The sequence below is a fragment of the Variovorax sp. UC122_21 genome (assembly GCF_044056785.1).
Lineage (GTDB): Bacteria > Pseudomonadota > Gammaproteobacteria > Burkholderiales > Burkholderiaceae_C > Variovorax.
In genome coordinates, this window is record NZ_CP172004.1 from 4,157,453 (window position 1) to 4,173,485 (window position 16,033).

Below are 16,033 nucleotides of genomic sequence, written 5' to 3' on the forward strand. Positions count from 1 at the left end.
CACCCCTTTCGTTCAGACAAGCCGGAGTTCCATCCTCATGTCACAGCACGCCACCCTGCCCGCCCGCTACGACCACGTGGGCAGCTTCCTGCGTCCCCAATACCTGCTCGAAGCCCGCGAGCAGAAGGCCAGGGGCGAGATCACGCCCGAGCAACTGCGCACGGTCGAGGACAAGGCCATCGCCGAGATCGTCAAGTTCCAGGAAGACATCGGCCTCAAGAGCATCACCGACGGCGAATTCCGCCGCACCTACTTCCACATCGACTTCCTCGACCAGCTCGGCGGCGTGAAGACCGACATCCCGGTCACGATCCGCAAGCCCGACGGCAGCGAGGAACTGGCGCCGCCCGCGATGCGCGTCATCGACAAGGTGCGCCACGTCAAGAACATCCAGCTCGCCGACTTCGAGTACCTCAAGAGCCAGGTCTCGGCCGGCCGCACGCCCAAGGTCACGATCCCCTCGCCGACCATGCTGCACTTCCGCGGTGGCCGCGCCGGCATCAGCAAGGAGGCCTACCCCGAGCTCGACCCCACGTTCTACGACGACGTGGCCCAGGCCTATGGCGACGAGCTGCGCTCGCTGGCCGCGGCCGGCTGCACCTACGTGCAGATGGACGACACCAACCTCGCCTACCTCTGCGACGAGCACATGCGCGAGGCGGCCCGCAAGCGCGGCGACGACCCGAACGAGCTGCCGCACCGCTACGCCGCCTTCATCAACAAGGTGGTGGCGCAGAAGCCGCCGGGCATGCTGCTGGCCATGCACCTGTGCCGCGGCAACTTCAAGAGCACCCATGCCCGCGGCCGGCAACTACGAGCCGGTGGCCGAGGCGCTGCTCAAGGAAATGGACCTCGACGCCTACTTCATGGAGTACGACGACTCACGCTCGGGCGACTTCAAGCCGCTGCGCTTCCTGCCCAAGGGCAAAACCGTGGTGCTGGGCCTGGTGACCACCAAGTTCGGCCAGATGGAGGACAAGGACGAGCTCAAGCGCCGCATCGAGAACGCCGCCATGTACGCGCCGCTCGAGCAGCTCGCGCTGTCGCCGCAGTGCGGCTTCTCGAGCACGGTGCACGGCAACAACATCGCGGTCGAGGCGCAGCGCGCCAAGCTGCGGCTGGTGGTCGAGACCGCGCAGGAGGTCTGGGGATCGACCTGAGCCGCGCTTTCTGCTGAACTCGGGGCCATGACGACCCACATCTTCTCCGGCCCCCTCAGCATGTTCGGCGCCAAGGTGCAGATCGCGGCGCTCGAGAAAGGCATCGCCTTCGAGCTCGTGATGGTGCCCTTCGACCGCGACGACAACTACCGCCCCAGGCACCCCGAGGTGCTGCGCATCAACCCCAAGGGCCAAGTGCCGGTGCTGATCGACGACGCGGTCGAGCTGTTCGACTCGACCCAGATCTTCGAGTACCTCGAGGACCGGCATCCACAGCCCGCGCTGTGGCCCGCCGAACCGGCCGCGCGGGCCCGCGCGCGCCAGCTCGAGCACCGCTCCGACGAGGTCTTCTTCCCGCAGGTGGTCAGGCTCTTCGGCCTGCAGGAGGCGATGCAGAGCCCGCCCGCGGTGGAGGCCTGCGCCGCCTGCGCGCGCTTCTACGGCCAGCTCGACACCCTGCTGGCCGACGGCCGCGCGTTTCTGGCCGGCGACTACGGCTATGCCGACATCGCCTTCTACATGGCCCATGTGTTCGCCGACCGCAAGGGCGCGGGCATGACCGCCGAGACGCCGCGGCTCGTGGCCTGGCGCGACCGCGTCGGCGAGCGGCCCGCGGTGCGCGCGGTGGTCGATCCGATGATGGACTTCCTGGCCTCGCAGGGCCGCGGCGTGCCGGCCTTCCTTCGGCGCTGAGGGGGCAAGCGCGGCGGCGCGCGGCGGCCTCAGGCATCATCGGCCCATGCCGAAAAACGGGTTCGACTGGCTCCCCTCTCCGTCCCAGCATTTCCTCGTCGTCACCTTCGCGCTGCTGGTCTACGTGCTGACCACCCGCGCACGCCGCGAGCAGCGCGCGCCCACCACCGCCATCGCGTGGGTCATGGGCCTGGTGCTGCTGCCCTACCTGATCCTGCCGATGTACCTGCTGTTCGGCCAGCGCAAGCTGCGCCCCGCGGGTTCGCCGCGGCCGCCGCGCTCGGCGCCGGCCGGCCACTGGGCCGCCGACCTGATCGAGAGCTTCGGCCTGGCGGCGCCCGGGCGCAGCGCGATCCGACTGCATGCCGACGGCGAGCATGCGCGGCTCGCGCTGTTCGAGGTGATCGACGGCGCGCGCGAGCGGCTCGACGTCTGCACCTTCATCATCGGCAACGACGAACTCGGCCGCTCGGTGATCGAGCGGCTCGCGCGGCGCGCGCGCGAGGGCATCAAGGTGCGCGTGCTGCTCGACGGCTTCGGCGCGCTCACGCTGCCGCGCCACCACTTCGACCGGCTGCGCGCGGCCGGCGGCGAGGTGGCGGTGTTCCGGCCCTTCTTCAGCCTGCGCCGCATCGGCCCGCGCAACCTGCGCAACCACCGCAAGTTCACCATCGCCGACGACGGCTGGCTCTGGTCGGGCGGGCGCAATCTCGCCTGCGAGTACTTCAACGGCGACGCCGCCCATCCCGAGGCCTGGCACGACCTGTCCTTCGACCTGCGCGGCAGCGTGGCGGCCGCCGCCGCGCGCCAGTTCGATCACGACTGGGCCTCGGTGCGCAGCCGCAAGCCGCGCGCGATCACGGCCGAGGACGTGCCCGAAGGCCCCGGTGCCGCGATGGCGCAGTTCCTGCCGAGCGGCCCCGACCAGACCGAGGACACCGCGCATGCGCTGCTGATCGACGCCTGCTTTCGTGCCGAGCACCGGCTGCTCGCGATCACGCCCTACTTCGTGCCCGGCGACGGCCTGCGCGACGCGCTGCGGCTGGCCGCGCGGCGCGGGGTGCAGGTCACGATCGCGATCCCCGCGCAGTCGAACCACCGGCTGGCCGACTTCGTGCGCGCGCGTGCCATGCGCGACCTGGCGCGCGCCGGCGTGAGCTTTCGCATGCTGCCGTTCATGGCCCATGCCAAGGCGGTGGTGGTCGACGACCAGCTCGCGATGTGCGGCTCGATCAACCTCGACCTGCGCAGCCTGCTGCTGAACCACGAGGCCAATGTCGTGTTCTACGGCGAGCACGAGATCGAATGGCTGGCCGAGTGGATCGAGACCACGGCCTCGGCCGGCGAGGCCTATCGCGCGCGGCGCCCGGGCCTGCTGCGCGACGTGGCCGAGGGGCTGCTGCTTACCGTCGCCTTCCAGCTCTGACGGGCGCGGCGGGCGCGGCGGCGGTCTGGCCGCCCGCCTCCCGCGCCACCGCCTCGAGGCCCGCGAGCACGTAGCGCATCAGGTCGTCGACCAGCGCCTCGGTGTCGCGCACCGCGGGCAGCACGCGCTGGCCCAGCTCCTTGGGCGCGACCATCATCACGATGCACGGCAGCACCGTGAACATCACGCTGCGCTGCACCGAGGGATGGTCGTCGGGCAGGCCCATGATCTCGCCGATCAGCCCGCGCACCACCTTGGCCTTGGGCAGCACCGCCTTCTGGATCAGCACCGGCAGCGCGCTCGACGGCGACAGCGCCTCGCGCAGCATCACGCGAAAGCCCCAGGGCGCCTGCGGCTGGTGGCCCATCTCGACCAGGTGGCCGAGGAAGGCGCGCAGCCGCTCGCGCGGATCGGCGCCGCTGCCGGCCTGCGCCACCAGTTCGTCGACGCTGACGATCTGGCGGTGCGCCTCGACCAGCACCGCCTCGTAGAGGCCGTCGCGGCCGCCGAAGTGGTAGTTGACCGCCGCCATGTTGGTGCCGGCGCGGGTGCAGATCTCCTTGCTGGTGCTGGCCGCGAAGCCGCGTTCGGCGAACAGCCGGCCCGCGGTCTCGAGGATGTGGGCGCGGGTCGTGTTGCCGTCGGTGCGCGGCGCGCGCGCGCGGTCGGTTCGGCCTCGGCGGCAGACGGTGCGGAGGAAGCGGTCGGACGAGGAGAACGGGAGCGGCTGGCCATGGCGCGAGCCTACCCCAACTTTCGGCCTACTTCAAATTCAAATTTGAATTTGATACGATCCCGGCCGCTCCTTCCGCTTTCGCCCAAAACGCCATGACCCAAAAACCCCTGATCGCCCTCGCCGTCGTCGTGCTGGCCGCCGCGGCCGCCGGCGCCTGGTACTTCGGCCGCTCGCCGGCACCGTCCGACCGCATCGTGCTCTACGGCAACGTCGACCTGCGCCAGGTGTCGCTGGCCTTCAGCGGCAGCGAGCGCGTGGCCGAACTCGCGGTGCGCGAGGGCGATCGGGTGCGCGCCGGCCAGGTCATCGGCCGGCTCGACACCCGCACCCTGGCGCTGCGCGTGGCGCAGTCGCAGGCGCGCATCGGCGTGCAGGAACAGGCGCTGCTGCGGCTGAAGACCGGCAGCCGGCCCGAGGAGATCGCGCAGGCCGAGGCCCAGGTGAGCGCCGCCCAGGCCGATGCCGAGCTCGCGGCGCAGCAGCTCGCACGGCTGCAGGCCATCGGCCAGTCGACCGCGGGCCGCGCGGTGAGCCAGCAGGACCTCGAGAGCGCGCAGGCGCGGCGCAAGGTCGCGCAGGCCCAGCTCGACAACGCGCGCAAGGCGCGGCAACTGGTGGTGAGCGGGCCGCGCAAGGAGGACATCGGCCAGGCCCAGGCCCAGCTCGAGGCGGCGCGCGCCGAGCTCGCGCTGATGAAGCACGAGCTCGAGGAGGCCGAGCTCAAGGCGCCGATCGACGCCGTGGTGCGCGCGCGGCTGCTCGAGCCCGGCGACATGGCCTCGCCGCAGCGCCCGGCCTTCACGCTCGCGATCACCGATCCCAAGTGGGTGCGGGCCTACGTGGCCGAGCCCGATCTCGGCCGCATCCAGGCCGGGCAGGAGGCCAGCGTGACCACCGACAGCCAGCCCGACCAGACGATCGCGGGCAAGGTGGGCTACATCGCCTCGGTGGCCGAGTTCACGCCCAAGACCGTGCAGACCGAGGAGCTGCGCAGCAGCCTCGTCTACGAGATCCGCGTGATGGTCGACGACAGGGAGGACCGGCTGCGGCTGGGCATGCCGGCCACCGTCACGCTGCGGCTGGACGCCGCTTCGACGACGGGCCGGTGATGCCGTTCGCCGACCACCGCTGCGCATTCCTCCCTCCCCCGCTGGGGGAGGGCCGGGGGGGGGGCTCCGGGCCGCACCATCGCTGCGAGCCGTTCCACCGCCCACGGCCCCCATCCCGGCCTTCCCCCAGAGGGGGAAGGAGCAAGACCCGGAAGGGACGCTGAATGCCGAGCCCCTTCCCCGCCGTCCTCGGCGCGCGGCCTGCACAAGCGCTTCGTCGTCAAGCCCGCGAAGAAGACCGTGCACGCGCTCGACGACATCGCGCTCGAGGTGCCGCCCGGCACGCTGACCGCGCTGGTCGGCCCCGACGGCGCCGGCAAGACCACGCTGCTGCGGCTGATGGCCGGCCTGCTGCGCGTCGATGCCGGCGAGCTGCGCGTGCTCGGCATCGACGTGGCCGCCGACCCGCAGGCGGTGCAGGACCGCATCAGCTACATGCCGCAGCGCTTCGGCCTCTACGACGACCTCAGCGTGCAGGAGAACCTCGACCTCTATGCCGACCTGCACGGCGTGCCGCGCGACGAGCGGCGCGCGCGCTACGGTCGGCTGATGGAGATGACCGACCTCGGCCGCTTCACCGACCGGCCCGCGGGCAAGCTCTCGGGCGGCATGAAGCAGAAGCTCGGGCTGGCCTGCACGCTGGTGCGCTCGCCCGAGCTGCTGCTGCTCGACGAGCCCACGGTGGGCGTCGATCCGCTGTCGCGGCGCGAGCTGTGGCAGATCGTGCAGCAGCTGGTGGACGACGAGAAGCTCTCGGTCATCGTGAGCACCGCCTACCTCGACGAGGCCGAGCGCTGCGCGCGCGTGTTCGTGCTGCGCGAGGGACGGCTCGTGGCGCAGGGCGCGCCCGAAGAGATCCGCGACCGCGCGCAGGGCCTGTGCTTCGTGGCGGCGCCGCCGGCCGGCGAGGCGCCGCGGCGGCTGCAGGCGCGGCTGCTTGATGCGCGCGCCCAGATCGTGGACGCGGTGCCGCAGGGCGGCGAGGTGCGCTTCGTGCGGCGCGACAACACGGACCAGGCAGGCATCGAAGCACTGCTCGAGGGCGCGGCCGCCGAACCCGTGGCGCCGCGGCTCGAAGACGGCTTCATGACGCTGCTGCGCACGCAGGAAAAGCCGGCGCCGAAGCCCGCCGAGCCGATCGCGCGGCAGCCGGCGCCCTCCTCCTCCACGCCCGGCGACACCGTCATCGCGGTCAAGGACCTGGTGCGCCGCTTCGGCGACTTCACCGCCGTCGCCAGCACCAGCTTCAGCGTGCGCCGCGGCGAGATCTTCGGACTGCTGGGCCCCAACGGCGCGGGCAAGACCACCACCTTCCGCATGCTCTGCGGCCTGCTGCCGGCCAGCGGCGGGCAGCTGCGCGTGGCCGGCGTCGACCTGCGCCATGCGCGCGCGCAGGCGCGCCGGCGCATCGGCTACGTCTCGCAGAAGTTCGCGCTCTACGGCAACCTCAGCGTGCGCGAGAACCTCGAGTTCTTCGGCGGCGCCTACGGCCTGCGCGGGGCGCGGCTGCGCGAGCGCATGGACGCGGTGCTGCGCCAGTTCGACCTGGCGCGCGAGATCGACGCGCCCAGCGGCCAGCTGCCCGGGGGCTACCGCCAGCGCCTGGCGATGGCCACCGGCCTGCTGCACGAGCCCGAGATCCTGTTCCTCGACGAGCCCACCAGCGGCGCCGACCCGCTCGCGCGGCGCGAGTTCTGGCGCCGCATCACCGCGCTGGCCGAGACCGGCACCACGGTCGTGATCACCACCCACTTCATGGAAGAGGCCGAGTACTGCGACCGCATCGTGATCCAGGACGCGGGGCGGCTGCTGGCCATCGGCACGCCGCGCGAGGTGCGCGCGCAGGCGCTGGGCGACGCACACGGCGAGCACGATGCGCGCCGCATCGACATGGAGCAGGCCTTCATCGGCATCGTCGAGAAGGCGCGCAAGGAGAAAACATGAGCGGCTTCTGGTCCCGCCTGGTCTCGCTCACGCGCAAGGAGTTCCGGCAGCTGCTGCGCGACCGCAGCAACCTCGCGATCGGCATCCTGCTGCCGATGGTGCTGATCCTGATCTTCGGCTACGGCATGTCGCTCGACGTCAAGCATGCGCCGGTGGCGATCGTGTTCGAGGACGCCTCGCCCGGCGCGCAGGAGGCGATGGCCGGGCTGCAGCTCTCGCCCACGCTCGCACCGATACCGCTGGCCTCGATGCACGATGCCGAGCAGCTGATGCGCGAGCGCCGCATCGACGCCATCGTGCGTGTGCCCTCGGACTTCTCGCGCACGCTCGCGGCCGGCCAGGCGCGCGTGCAGGTGATTGTGCATGGCGCCGACGCGGGCCGCGCGACCATCGTGCTGCAGTACCTCAACGCGGCCATCGGCCAGTCGGCGCTGCGCCAGGCCGACCGCGGCGGCAACGCCAGCGCCGCGCCCGCCATCGGCAGCGTGACGGTCGAGCAGCGCATGTGGTTCAACGCCGCCAACACCAGCACCTGGTACCTGGTGCCGGGGCTGATCGTGCTGATCATGACGCTGGTCGGCGCCTTCCTCACCGCGCTGGTGATGGCGCGCGAATGGGAGCGCGGCACGCTCGAGGCGCTGTTCGTCACGCCGGTGCGGCCGGTCGAGATCCTGCTGGCGAAGATCGTTCCCTACTTCGCGGTCGGCATGCTGGGGCTGGCGCTGTGCCTGCTGGCCGCGCGCTTCCTGTTCGCGGTGCCGATGTACGGCTCGCTGGTCGTGGTGGTGCTGAGCTCGATGCTCTACCTGGTCGTGGCGGTGAGCCTGGGCCTGGTGATCTCTTTCGATCACGCGCAACCAGTTCCTCGCCAGCCAGGTGGCGCTGATCGCCACCTTCCTGCCCTCGATGATGCTGTCGGGCTTCCTGTTCGACCTGCGCAACACGCCGCTGGCGGTGCAGGTGATCGGGCATGCGCTGCCGGCCACCTACTTCATGGAGCTGGTCAAGACGCTGTTCCTCGCGGGCGACGTCTGGCCGCTGATCTGGCGCGACTGCGCCATCCTCGCCGCCTATGCGGTGGGCCTGCTGGCGCTGGCGCGCGCGGTCACGCGCAAGCGCCTGGACTGAAAGGACCCGCACCATGTTCGACTTCCTGCTGCGCATCGCCAACCTCTGCCGCAAGGAACTGCTCGCGATCCTCAAGGACCCCGCGAGCCGCGTGATCCTGGTCGTGCCGGCGCTGATGCAGAGCCTGATCTTCGGCTATGCCGCCACCTACGACCTGAGCAACGTGCCCTATGCGCTGCTCGACCAGAGCCATGGCGGCGCGGCCACCGAGCTGGTCGCGCGGCTCGACGGCACCGGCGTGTTCCACCGCGTCGCCACGCTGCGCACGCAGGCCGACATCCGCGAGGTCATCGACACGCAGAAGGCGCTGCTGGTGGTGCAGCTCGGCCCCGACTTCGAGCAGCGGCTCGCGGCCGGCCAGCGCGCGCCGGTGCAGCTGATCCTCGATGCGCGCAACTCCAACACCGCGGGCTCGGCCGCGGGCTACGTGGGCGCGGTGGTGGAGCACTACAACGCCGAGCTGCGCAGCCGCGCGGGCCTGGCGCCGGCGCCGCTGGCCGTGGAATCGCGCGCCTGGTTCAACCCCAACCTCGAGACGCGCTGGAACCTGCTGCCCGGCATGATCGCCGCGCTCAGCATGGTGCAGACGCTGCTCTTGACCGCGCTGTCGGTGGCGCGCGAGCGCGAACAGGGCACCTTCGACCAACTGCTGGTGACGCCGATGTCGCCGCTCGAGATCATGGTCGGCAAGGCGCTGCCGCCGGTGCTGGTGGGGCTGGTGCAGTCCTCGCTGGTGCTGCTGGTGGCACGCTTCTGGTTCGGCATCCCGATGGCGGGCTCGCTGTTCACGCTCTACACCGGGTTGGTGTTCTTCACCGTCGCGAGCGTGGGCATCGGGCTGTCGATCTCGGCCGTGTCGGCCAACATGCAGCAGGCCATGCTCTACACCTTCGTGCTGCTGATGCCGATGATGCTGCTGTCGGGCCTGACCACGCCGGTGCGCAACATGCCCGAGCTGCTGCAGATGGCCACGCTGGCCAACCCGCTGCGCTTCGCGATCGACCTGGTGCAGCGCGTCTACCTCGAGGGCGTCGGGCTCTCGACGGTGGCGGCCAATCTCGTTCCGCTCTCGGTCATCGCCGTGGTCACGCTGCCGCTGGCCGCCTGGTTGTTCCGGAACCGGCTCGCCTGAACGCGCGCCATCCCACGTCTGGAGAAGAAGACATGTCCATCCCTCATGCCCTCGCGCCGCTGGTGCTCGCCCTCGCGCTGTCGGGCTGCGCGGTCGGCCCCGACCATCGGCCCGCCGAGCCGCAGGCCCCCGCCGACTGGTCGGCCTGGCACGGCGGCGCCGATGCGCTGCTGGGCGCCGAACGGCGCGCCGGCGCCTCGGCCGCCACCAGCGACTGGCAGGCCTTCGGCGATCCGCTGCTCGAGCGCCTGCAGGCACGCGCGCTCGCGGCCAACCACGACCTGCAGACGGCCGCCTTGCGCTTCGCGCAGAGCCGCGCCCAGCGCAGCGCGACCGCGGCGCAGCGGGGACCGCAACTCGAGGCGAGCGCGGGCGTGAACCGCCAGCGGCAGAGCGAGAGCGGCGCGGCCACGCGCATGATCGACGCGATCGGTTCGTCGGCCAGCAACCGCGAGCAGCTGATCCGCTCGCTGTCGCAGCCCTTCGACCTCTACCAGGCCGGCTTCGACGCCTCGTGGGAGATCGACCTCTGGGGCCGCGTGCGGCGCGCGGTCGAGGCCGCCGATGCCGACAGCGCCGCCTCGGCCGCGCTGCTGCGGCAGGCGCAGCTCAGCGTGCAGGCCGAGGTCGCGCGCAACTACGTCGAGCTGCGCGGCAGCCAGCGCGAGCTGCAACTGGCGCGCGCCGACCTCGCGGCCGCCGGCGAGTCGCTCGAGCTGGTGCAGGCCCCGCGCGCGCGGCGGCCTCGTGACCGAGCTCGACCCGGTGCGCCAGCGCGGCCTGCTGGCCGAGCTGCGCGGCCGCATCCCGGCATTGCTGCAGCAGGAGGCGCAGGCGATGAACCAGATCACGCTGCTGCTCGGCGCCGCGCCGGGCGCGCTCAATGCCGAGCTCGCGGCGCCGGCCGATGCCACCGCGCAAGACCGCGCCCTGCCCGAACTCGCGCTGGGCCTGCCGGCCGAACTCGCGCGGCGGCGGCCCGACATCGCCGCGGCCGAGGCCCAGCTGCATGCGGCCACCGCGCGCGTGGGCGTGGCGGTGGCCGAGCTCTATCCGCGCGTGACGCTGGGCGCGCGCTTCGGCAACGAATCGGTGGGCCACGAGCGCTTCGGCGACTGGGGCAGCCGGCAGTGGCAGGTCGGCCCCTCGCTGAGCCTGCCGATCTTCGACATGGGAAGGCGCCGCAGCACCGTGACCCTGCGCGAGTTGCAGCAGCAGGAAGCGGCGGTCGCCTTCCAGCAGACGGTGCTCAAGGCCTGGCACGAGATCGATGGCGCGCTCAGCGCCTATGCGGCCGAGCGCCGCCGCCAGGCCGAGCTGGCCGAGCGCGAGCGCGAGAGCGCCGATGCGCTGGCGCTCGCGCAGGCGCGCTACGCGGGCGGGCTCACCGATTTCGGCGTGGCGCTCGATGCCCGCCGCACCCTGCTGCAGGCCCAGCGCGACCGGGCCCAGAGCCGCAGCCGGCTGGCCGTGGACTGGGTCGCGGTCTGCAAGGCGCTGGGCAGCGCGCCGCCCCAGGAAGCGGTCGCCGCGGCGGCATCGGGGCCGCCAATTTGATACATTGCAACAACGTTTGAAACACAAACACACAATCCATCTAGAATTACTACCGGTTTCGGTAGTTGACGGATGGGTCTTGCCCGCGCGCCCCTGAGGCGCGGCCCGATCGGCGCTCCCGGCACCCCCTGCATCGCAGGGCCGCCCGACGGGGGTCGCGCACGGCGAACGGCCGGCTCCCGGCGCCGACCGTTCGCGCTTTGCGCCCCCGCCGCGGGGAAGACCGATGCGAGCCTTCTCCTCGCTGCAAGCCGGCGCACGCCGGCTGTGCGCCGCCCTGCTGGGGGCGGTGACCCTGCTGGTCGCATCGCCCTCGGGCGCGGTCGTGCTCGACGAGATCGGCCGTGGCACCGCCAGCGTCCACCGGCTGAAGTTCTTCGTCGATCCGCAGCTCGCGGCCGAGATCGGCGGCGCCGAGGCCGGCCGCCGGCTGGCGCAGTACGTGGCCGACGTGAACACCGTCTTCACGCGCGAATCGGTGCGCGGCTTCGGCTTCGATCCCGCCGCCGACCTGCAATGGATCGCACCGGCCCAGGCACCGCAATGCAGCCTCAACGGCCTGGTCAACGGCGAGATCGCGGTCTGCATCAACAAGTCGACGCGCGGCTACAGCCACGGCGGCCTGACGATGAGCTGGACCTTTCCGGCGCGCGGCGCGACCTGGAACCTCAACTGGACCGCGATCCACGATCCGCTGCGCCTGTCGCGCGCCATCGCGCCCGGCGCCGTCGAGTCGACCGAGAAGGACTACCTCGGGCGCCAGCTCAAGACCCTGCTGCACGAGCTCGAGCACGTGTTCGGCGCCGGCTCGGGCGAGTACTACAACGCGATCGCGGTGGCCGACACCACCGACGTCGCGCCCAAGGCCGACCTCGACCTCACCAAGCCCGCCGACCGCTACTGGTGGCCGCGCCAGCACTGGCGGCTCGATCCGCTGCTGGGCACGGTGTTCGAGGAACGCTTCGACCCCGCGGCCAACCGCGTGGCCACGCTCGAGATGATCCGTTTCACCGAGGGCACGAAGGCCAACCTCGACACCGACTGGAGCAACTGGCCCAAGCTCGGCAGCTCGAAGTTCATGGCCGGCACCACCGCCACCCAGGTGCGCGTGAGCGAGCGCGAAGGCGGCGCGGCGCTGCCTGGCGCGCAGGTCTCGGGTGTGGCGCGATCCGGGCGCGGGCAAGCCGCTGGAGCCGATCGCGCAGGGCGTGTCGGACGCGGGCGGGCGCTTCGTCTTCGACTGGCGCTGCGGCTTCACCTGCTTCGCGGTCGGCAAGACCAACCTGCTGGTGAAGGCGCAGGCACCGGGCCGCGCGCCGGGCGCGAGCTGGTTCACCATCTTCGATGCCTTCGAGCAGAAGGCGGTGCGCGGCCAGGCCATGTTCTCCATCGACCTGCCGCTGGGCCTGCCCGACGAGCACAAGCCGGTGGTCTCGCTGGCCGCCCCGGCCATGGCCACCGTGGGCCAGCCGGTGACGCTGGCGCCGGTGGCGGTCGACAACGTGGGCGTGTGGGGCCTCAAGGTGATGGGCGCGCAGAGCCTGCCGATCTGCAGCTTCACCGCCCCGCCCTACACCTGCAGCTGGACGCCGACCGCGCCCGGCATGCAGACCATCCGCGTGATCGCGATGGATGCGGCCGGCAACACGGCGGTGGCCTCGGCCAACGTGATGGTCAACCCGCCGGCCGACACGCTGCCGCCCGCCGTGGCCTTCGTCGCGCCGCCGACCGCCGCCGCCGGCCTGCCGCTGCGCCTGGCCGCGAGCGCGGCCGACAACGTGGCGGTGGCCGAGCTCAAGTTCATCGCCGACGGCCGCACCGTCTGCACGCTGCGCGCCGCGCCCTACGTGTGCAACTGGACGCCGGCGCGCGCCGGCCATGCGGTGATCGAGGTGCGTGCCTCGGACGCGGCCGGCAACATCGCGGCGGTGTCGGGCGGCGTGCGCGTCGAGGGCGGCTTGCGGCCCGAGGACTTGTAGGGCGGCTTGCGGCCCGAGGACCTGTAGCGCGGCCCTACATGCCGCGGTCGCTGCGCTGCCGCTGCGCCGTCATCAGCGCCGTGTGCATCGCCTCGCGCATGGCCGCCAGCGTGCGGCTGTCGTCGTCGGTCTTGCGCGTGACCAGCGACAGCTGCAGCATCGGCGCGCCGCGGCCGAGCCGCACGATGCGCACCGGGTAGGTCGCCACCAGCCCCGGGTCCGCGATCTGCACCACCGAGATGCCCGAGACCGCCGCTGACCATGGCCACGATGGCGGGCGTGCTGTCGAACTCCAGCGTGCCGCGCTTCTCGCGCACCTGCGTGCTCACGAAGCGCGCGGCCAGCGTGCCGGTGACGGTGGAGCGGTCATAGCGGATCCAGTCGTACTGCTTGAACAGCGCGGCCACGGAGCTTTCGGTGGCCGTGGGCGGCGCCACCCAGCACCAGCTCGCGCCGCAGCATCGGCTGCCAGCGCAGCCGTGCCGAACCGCCGCTCTCGGGCTGCGCCACCAGCGCCGCATCGAGATCGCCGGCCTTCACCGCCGCGATCAGCGACGCGCTGCGGCCGCGCGCCGGGCGCAGCTCCAGCCGCGGATAGCGCTCGCGCAGCAGCCGCATGGTGGCGGGCAGCACGATGGGCTGCATCGACTCGATGACGCCCAGCCGCACGCTGCCCTCGATGCTCACGGTCGCGCGCTTGCGCAGCGACTCGAGTTGCTGCAGCGCATCGCGCATGACCGAGGAGACCTCGTGCGCCAGCTTCATCGGCTTGACCTGCAGGCCCGAGCGGTCGAACAGCGGCTGGCCCAGGTAGGCCTCGAGCTGCTTCATCTGCATGCTGATGGCGCTGGGCGTGAGGTTCATCTCGTGCGCGGCAGCCGCCAGGGTGCCGCCGCGCAGCACGGCGTCGAGCGTGGAGAAGGCATCGATCTTCATCAAATTTCCTTATCTAAGACTTGAAATAGTGTCGCTTTTTCTTTGCATCGTGCGGTCCTAGACTTTTTCGAACGACACCCGAGGACCCGATCGAATGAAAGACACGCAACCCGCCGCCCCCCTTGCCTGGACCGCCGAAGAGGTGCGCCAGGACAGCTCCTGGATCCAGCGCCTCAGCGAGACGGAGGTCGACGGCTTTCGCTCGGCGCTGCGGCATGCGGCCGCGCTCGGCAAGCCGCTGCTCTCGATGACGCAGGCCGACTTCCCGCTGCCCGCGGCCTCGCGCGAAGCGCTGGCCCGCGCCATCGCGACCACGCAGGGCCGCTGGGGCATGTGCCTGCTCAAGGGCTTCCCGGTCGACGAATGGAGCGAGGACGAGACGCGCACCGCCTACTGGGGCATGAGCCTGCACATGGGCGTCGGCCGCACGCAGAACCGCGCCAGCCAGGTCATGAACGACGTGCGCGACGAAGGCGGCGACTACAAGGTCAAGGGCGGCCGCGGCTACAACACCAGCGCCGGCCTCGACTTCCACCAGGACTCGTGCGACGTGGTGGGCCTGCTGTGCCGGCGCACGGCCAAGAGCGGCGGCACCAGCAAGGTCATCAGCTCGATCCGGCTGCGCGACGAGGTGCAGCGCCTGCGCCCCGACCTGATCCCGGTGCTGCAGCAGCCCTTCTTCCACAGCTACCAGGGCACGCAGGATCCGTCGCAGCCGCCGTTCTACCGCTGCCCGATCTTCGGCAGCGACCCGGTGCATTTCGCCGCGCGCACCAACCGCAAGAACACCGATGCGGCGCAGCGCGACTTCCCCGAGGTGCCGCGCCTCACGCCGCTGCAGGTCGAGGCCCTCGACCTGCTCGACGAGCTGATGCCGAGCCCGCTGCTGTGCTATTCGATGACGCTGGAGCGCGGCGACCTGCAGCTGCTCAACAACTACGTGACCCTGCATTCGCGCACGCCCTTCGAGGACTTCGAGGCGCCCGACGACAAGCGCCACCTGCTGCGCCTGTGGCTCGCGATCCCCTCGTCGCAACCGCTGCCCGCCGCCTTCGAGGAGTACTACGGCGACGTGCGCGCCGGCGCGGTGCGCGGCGGCGTTCGCGGCAGCGCGATCACGTCCGAGTTCCTGGCCTACGAGCAGCGGCAGGCCCAGGCCCTGAACATGCGGCTCGAGCCCTGGCGACCGAAGCGGCTGGCGGCGGACGCCCTGGCCTGAACCGCGCGCCGGCACCGGCCGGCCCGGCCCCCGATGACAACGAAAGAGAGACAAGCATGCTTCGACGCAGATTCATCGCCGCGGGCGCCAGCGCCTCGGCACTCGCGAGCTTCGGCGTTCGCGCGCAGCAGGTCACGCGCCTGCTCGTGGGCGCGACACCGGGCGGCGGCACCGACATCGTGGCGCGCGCGCTGGCGCAGGAGCTCACCACGCGCCTGGGCCACCAGTTCATCGTCGACAACCGCCCGGGCGCGGCCGGCAACATCGCGGCACTGGCCGTGGCCAAGGCGCCCACCGACGGCAGCACGCTGCTGCTGAGCTACACCAGCCACGCCATCAATGCCTCGCTGTACTCGAACCTCCCCTTCGATCCGCTGAAGGACTTCACGCCGCTCGCCGGCATCGCCAGCCTGCCGGCCATCCTGATCGCGCGGCCCACGCTCCAGGCCAACGACGTGCGCGAGCTGATCGCGCTGGCGAAGCGCGAACCGGGCAAGCTCAACGTGGCGATCGCGGGCATGGGCAGCGCCAACCACCTGGCGGGCGAGATGCTCAAGCGCGACGCGGGCATCGACATCGTGGGCGTGCCCTACAAGGGCACCGGGCCGGCCATCGCCGACGTGGTGGCGGGACAGATCGACCTGGCCTTCGCGGGCGTCGCCACGGTGCAGCAGCTCGTGAAGGCGAAGCGCCTCAAGGCCCTGGGCGTGACGAGCGAGAAGCGCCTGGCTGCCTTTCCCGACGTGCCGGCCGTGGCCGAGGTGTTGCCCGGCTATGCGTACAGCTCGTGGTATGGCCTGTTCGGGCCGGCGCAGATGCCAGCGCCGCTGGTGGCGCGCATCGCCGACGCCGCGCGCGCCGCGCTGGGCTCCGAGCTCATGCGCGCGCGCTTCAGGGACGAGGGCCTGGTGCCGATGGGCACCGGCCCCGACGAGTTCGGCGCCTTCGTGCGCAGCGAGATCACGCGCTGGGGCAAGGTGGTGGCGGCGACCGGCGCCAAGCCCGAGTGAGCGG

Annotated in this window: 13 protein-coding genes and 3 pseudogenes; 12 read left to right on the forward strand and 4 right to left on the reverse strand. The window is 71.7% G+C overall.

Going from position 1 to position 16,033, the window contains the following annotated elements; genetic code table 11:
- Positions 1–37 precede the first annotated feature (37 nt).
- From ACHMXE_RS32215 to ACHMXE_RS32225, 3 genes and pseudogenes are all read left to right on the forward strand, one after another.
- Positions 38–1,160: pseudogene (locus tag ACHMXE_RS32215) on the forward strand (5-methyltetrahydropteroyltriglutamate--homocysteine S-methyltransferase).
- A 27-nt stretch (positions 1,161–1,187) separates the two neighbouring features.
- The gene (locus ACHMXE_RS32220; protein WP_395348083.1) at positions 1,188–1,853 is read left to right on the forward strand and encodes a glutathione S-transferase family protein; all 666 of its coding nucleotides are present in this window, start codon (positions 1,188–1,190) and stop codon (positions 1,851–1,853) included.
- A 46-nt stretch (positions 1,854–1,899) separates the two neighbouring features.
- Positions 1,900–3,279 (forward strand): phospholipase D-like domain-containing protein, encoded by a 1,380-nt coding sequence (locus ACHMXE_RS32225; protein ID WP_395348084.1) that lies wholly within the window; start codon positions 1,900–1,902, stop codon positions 3,277–3,279.
- Here ACHMXE_RS32225 and ACHMXE_RS32230 read toward each other — a convergent pair.
- A complete protein-coding gene (locus ACHMXE_RS32230; protein ID WP_395352894.1) occupies positions 3,257–3,898 on the reverse strand; it encodes a TetR/AcrR family transcriptional regulator in 642 nt (213 codons plus the stop codon). The two genes, ACHMXE_RS32225 and ACHMXE_RS32230, sit on opposite strands and share 23 nt — an antisense overlap.
- Positions 3,899–4,107: 209 nt before the next feature.
- Here ACHMXE_RS32230 and ACHMXE_RS32235 point away from each other — a divergent pair, with 209 nt between their 5' ends.
- The 6 genes and pseudogenes from ACHMXE_RS32235 (at position 4,108) to ACHMXE_RS32260 (ending at position 10,885) form a co-directional block, all read left to right on the forward strand.
- A complete protein-coding gene (locus ACHMXE_RS32235; protein WP_395348086.1) occupies positions 4,108–5,124 on the forward strand; it encodes an HlyD family efflux transporter periplasmic adaptor subunit in 1,017 nt (338 codons plus the stop codon).
- A gap of 240 nt (positions 5,125–5,364) precedes the next feature.
- Positions 5,365–7,068 (forward strand): ATP-binding cassette domain-containing protein, encoded by a 1,704-nt coding sequence (locus tag ACHMXE_RS32240; protein WP_395348088.1) that lies wholly within the window; start codon positions 5,365–5,367, stop codon positions 7,066–7,068.
- Positions 7,065–8,196 (forward strand): annotated as a pseudogene (locus ACHMXE_RS32245) (ABC transporter permease). Before ACHMXE_RS32240 ends, ACHMXE_RS32245 begins: the two are co-directional and overlap by 4 nt.
- A gap of 13 nt (positions 8,197–8,209) precedes the next feature.
- The gene (locus ACHMXE_RS32250; protein ID WP_395348089.1) at positions 8,210–9,328 is read left to right on the forward strand and encodes an ABC transporter permease; all 1,119 of its coding nucleotides are present in this window, start codon (positions 8,210–8,212) and stop codon (positions 9,326–9,328) included.
- A gap of 32 nt (positions 9,329–9,360) precedes the next feature.
- Positions 9,361–9,996, forward strand: a pseudogene (locus ACHMXE_RS32255) (TolC family protein); the annotation flags it as partial.
- 79 nt (positions 9,997–10,075) lie between these two features.
- Positions 10,076–10,885: a TolC family protein gene (locus ACHMXE_RS32260; protein WP_395348091.1), complete on the forward strand. Its 810-nt coding sequence runs from the start codon at positions 10,076–10,078 to the stop codon at positions 10,883–10,885.
- 897 nt (positions 10,886–11,782) lie between these two features.
- Here ACHMXE_RS32260 and ACHMXE_RS32265 read toward each other — a convergent pair.
- Positions 11,783–11,965, reverse strand: coding sequence for a hypothetical protein (locus tag ACHMXE_RS32265; protein ID WP_395348093.1), 183 nt, complete (start codon positions 11,963–11,965; stop codon positions 11,783–11,785).
- Between the two features lie 77 nt (positions 11,966–12,042).
- Here ACHMXE_RS32265 and ACHMXE_RS32270 point away from each other — a divergent pair, with 77 nt between their 5' ends.
- Positions 12,043–12,864 carry an Ig-like domain-containing protein gene (locus ACHMXE_RS32270; RefSeq protein WP_395348094.1) on the forward strand — a complete coding sequence of 274 codons (822 nt, stop codon included), beginning with the start codon at positions 12,043–12,045 and terminating at the stop codon, positions 12,862–12,864.
- A gap of 34 nt (positions 12,865–12,898) precedes the next feature.
- Here ACHMXE_RS32270 and ACHMXE_RS32275 read toward each other — a convergent pair whose 3' ends face one another.
- Both ACHMXE_RS32275 and ACHMXE_RS32280 read right to left on the reverse strand, forming a co-directional pair.
- Positions 12,899–13,099 (reverse strand): hypothetical protein, encoded by a 201-nt coding sequence (locus ACHMXE_RS32275; RefSeq protein WP_395348095.1) that lies wholly within the window; start codon positions 13,097–13,099, stop codon positions 12,899–12,901.
- 131 nt (positions 13,100–13,230) lie between these two features.
- Entirely contained in the window at positions 13,231–13,800 is a 570-nt protein-coding gene (locus tag ACHMXE_RS32280) for a LysR family transcriptional regulator (protein WP_395348096.1), read from the reverse strand.
- 94 nt (positions 13,801–13,894) lie between these two features.
- Here ACHMXE_RS32280 and ACHMXE_RS32285 point away from each other — a divergent pair, with 94 nt between their 5' ends.
- Both ACHMXE_RS32285 and ACHMXE_RS32290 read left to right on the forward strand, forming a co-directional pair.
- Positions 13,895–15,019, forward strand: coding sequence for a TauD/TfdA family dioxygenase (locus ACHMXE_RS32285; RefSeq protein WP_395348098.1), 1,125 nt, complete (start codon positions 13,895–13,897; stop codon positions 15,017–15,019).
- 56 nt (positions 15,020–15,075) lie between these two features.
- Positions 15,076–16,029, forward strand: a complete 954-nt coding sequence (locus ACHMXE_RS32290; protein ID WP_395348099.1) for a tripartite tricarboxylate transporter substrate binding protein — start codon at positions 15,076–15,078, stop codon at positions 16,027–16,029.
- Positions 16,030–16,033 lie beyond the last annotated feature (4 nt).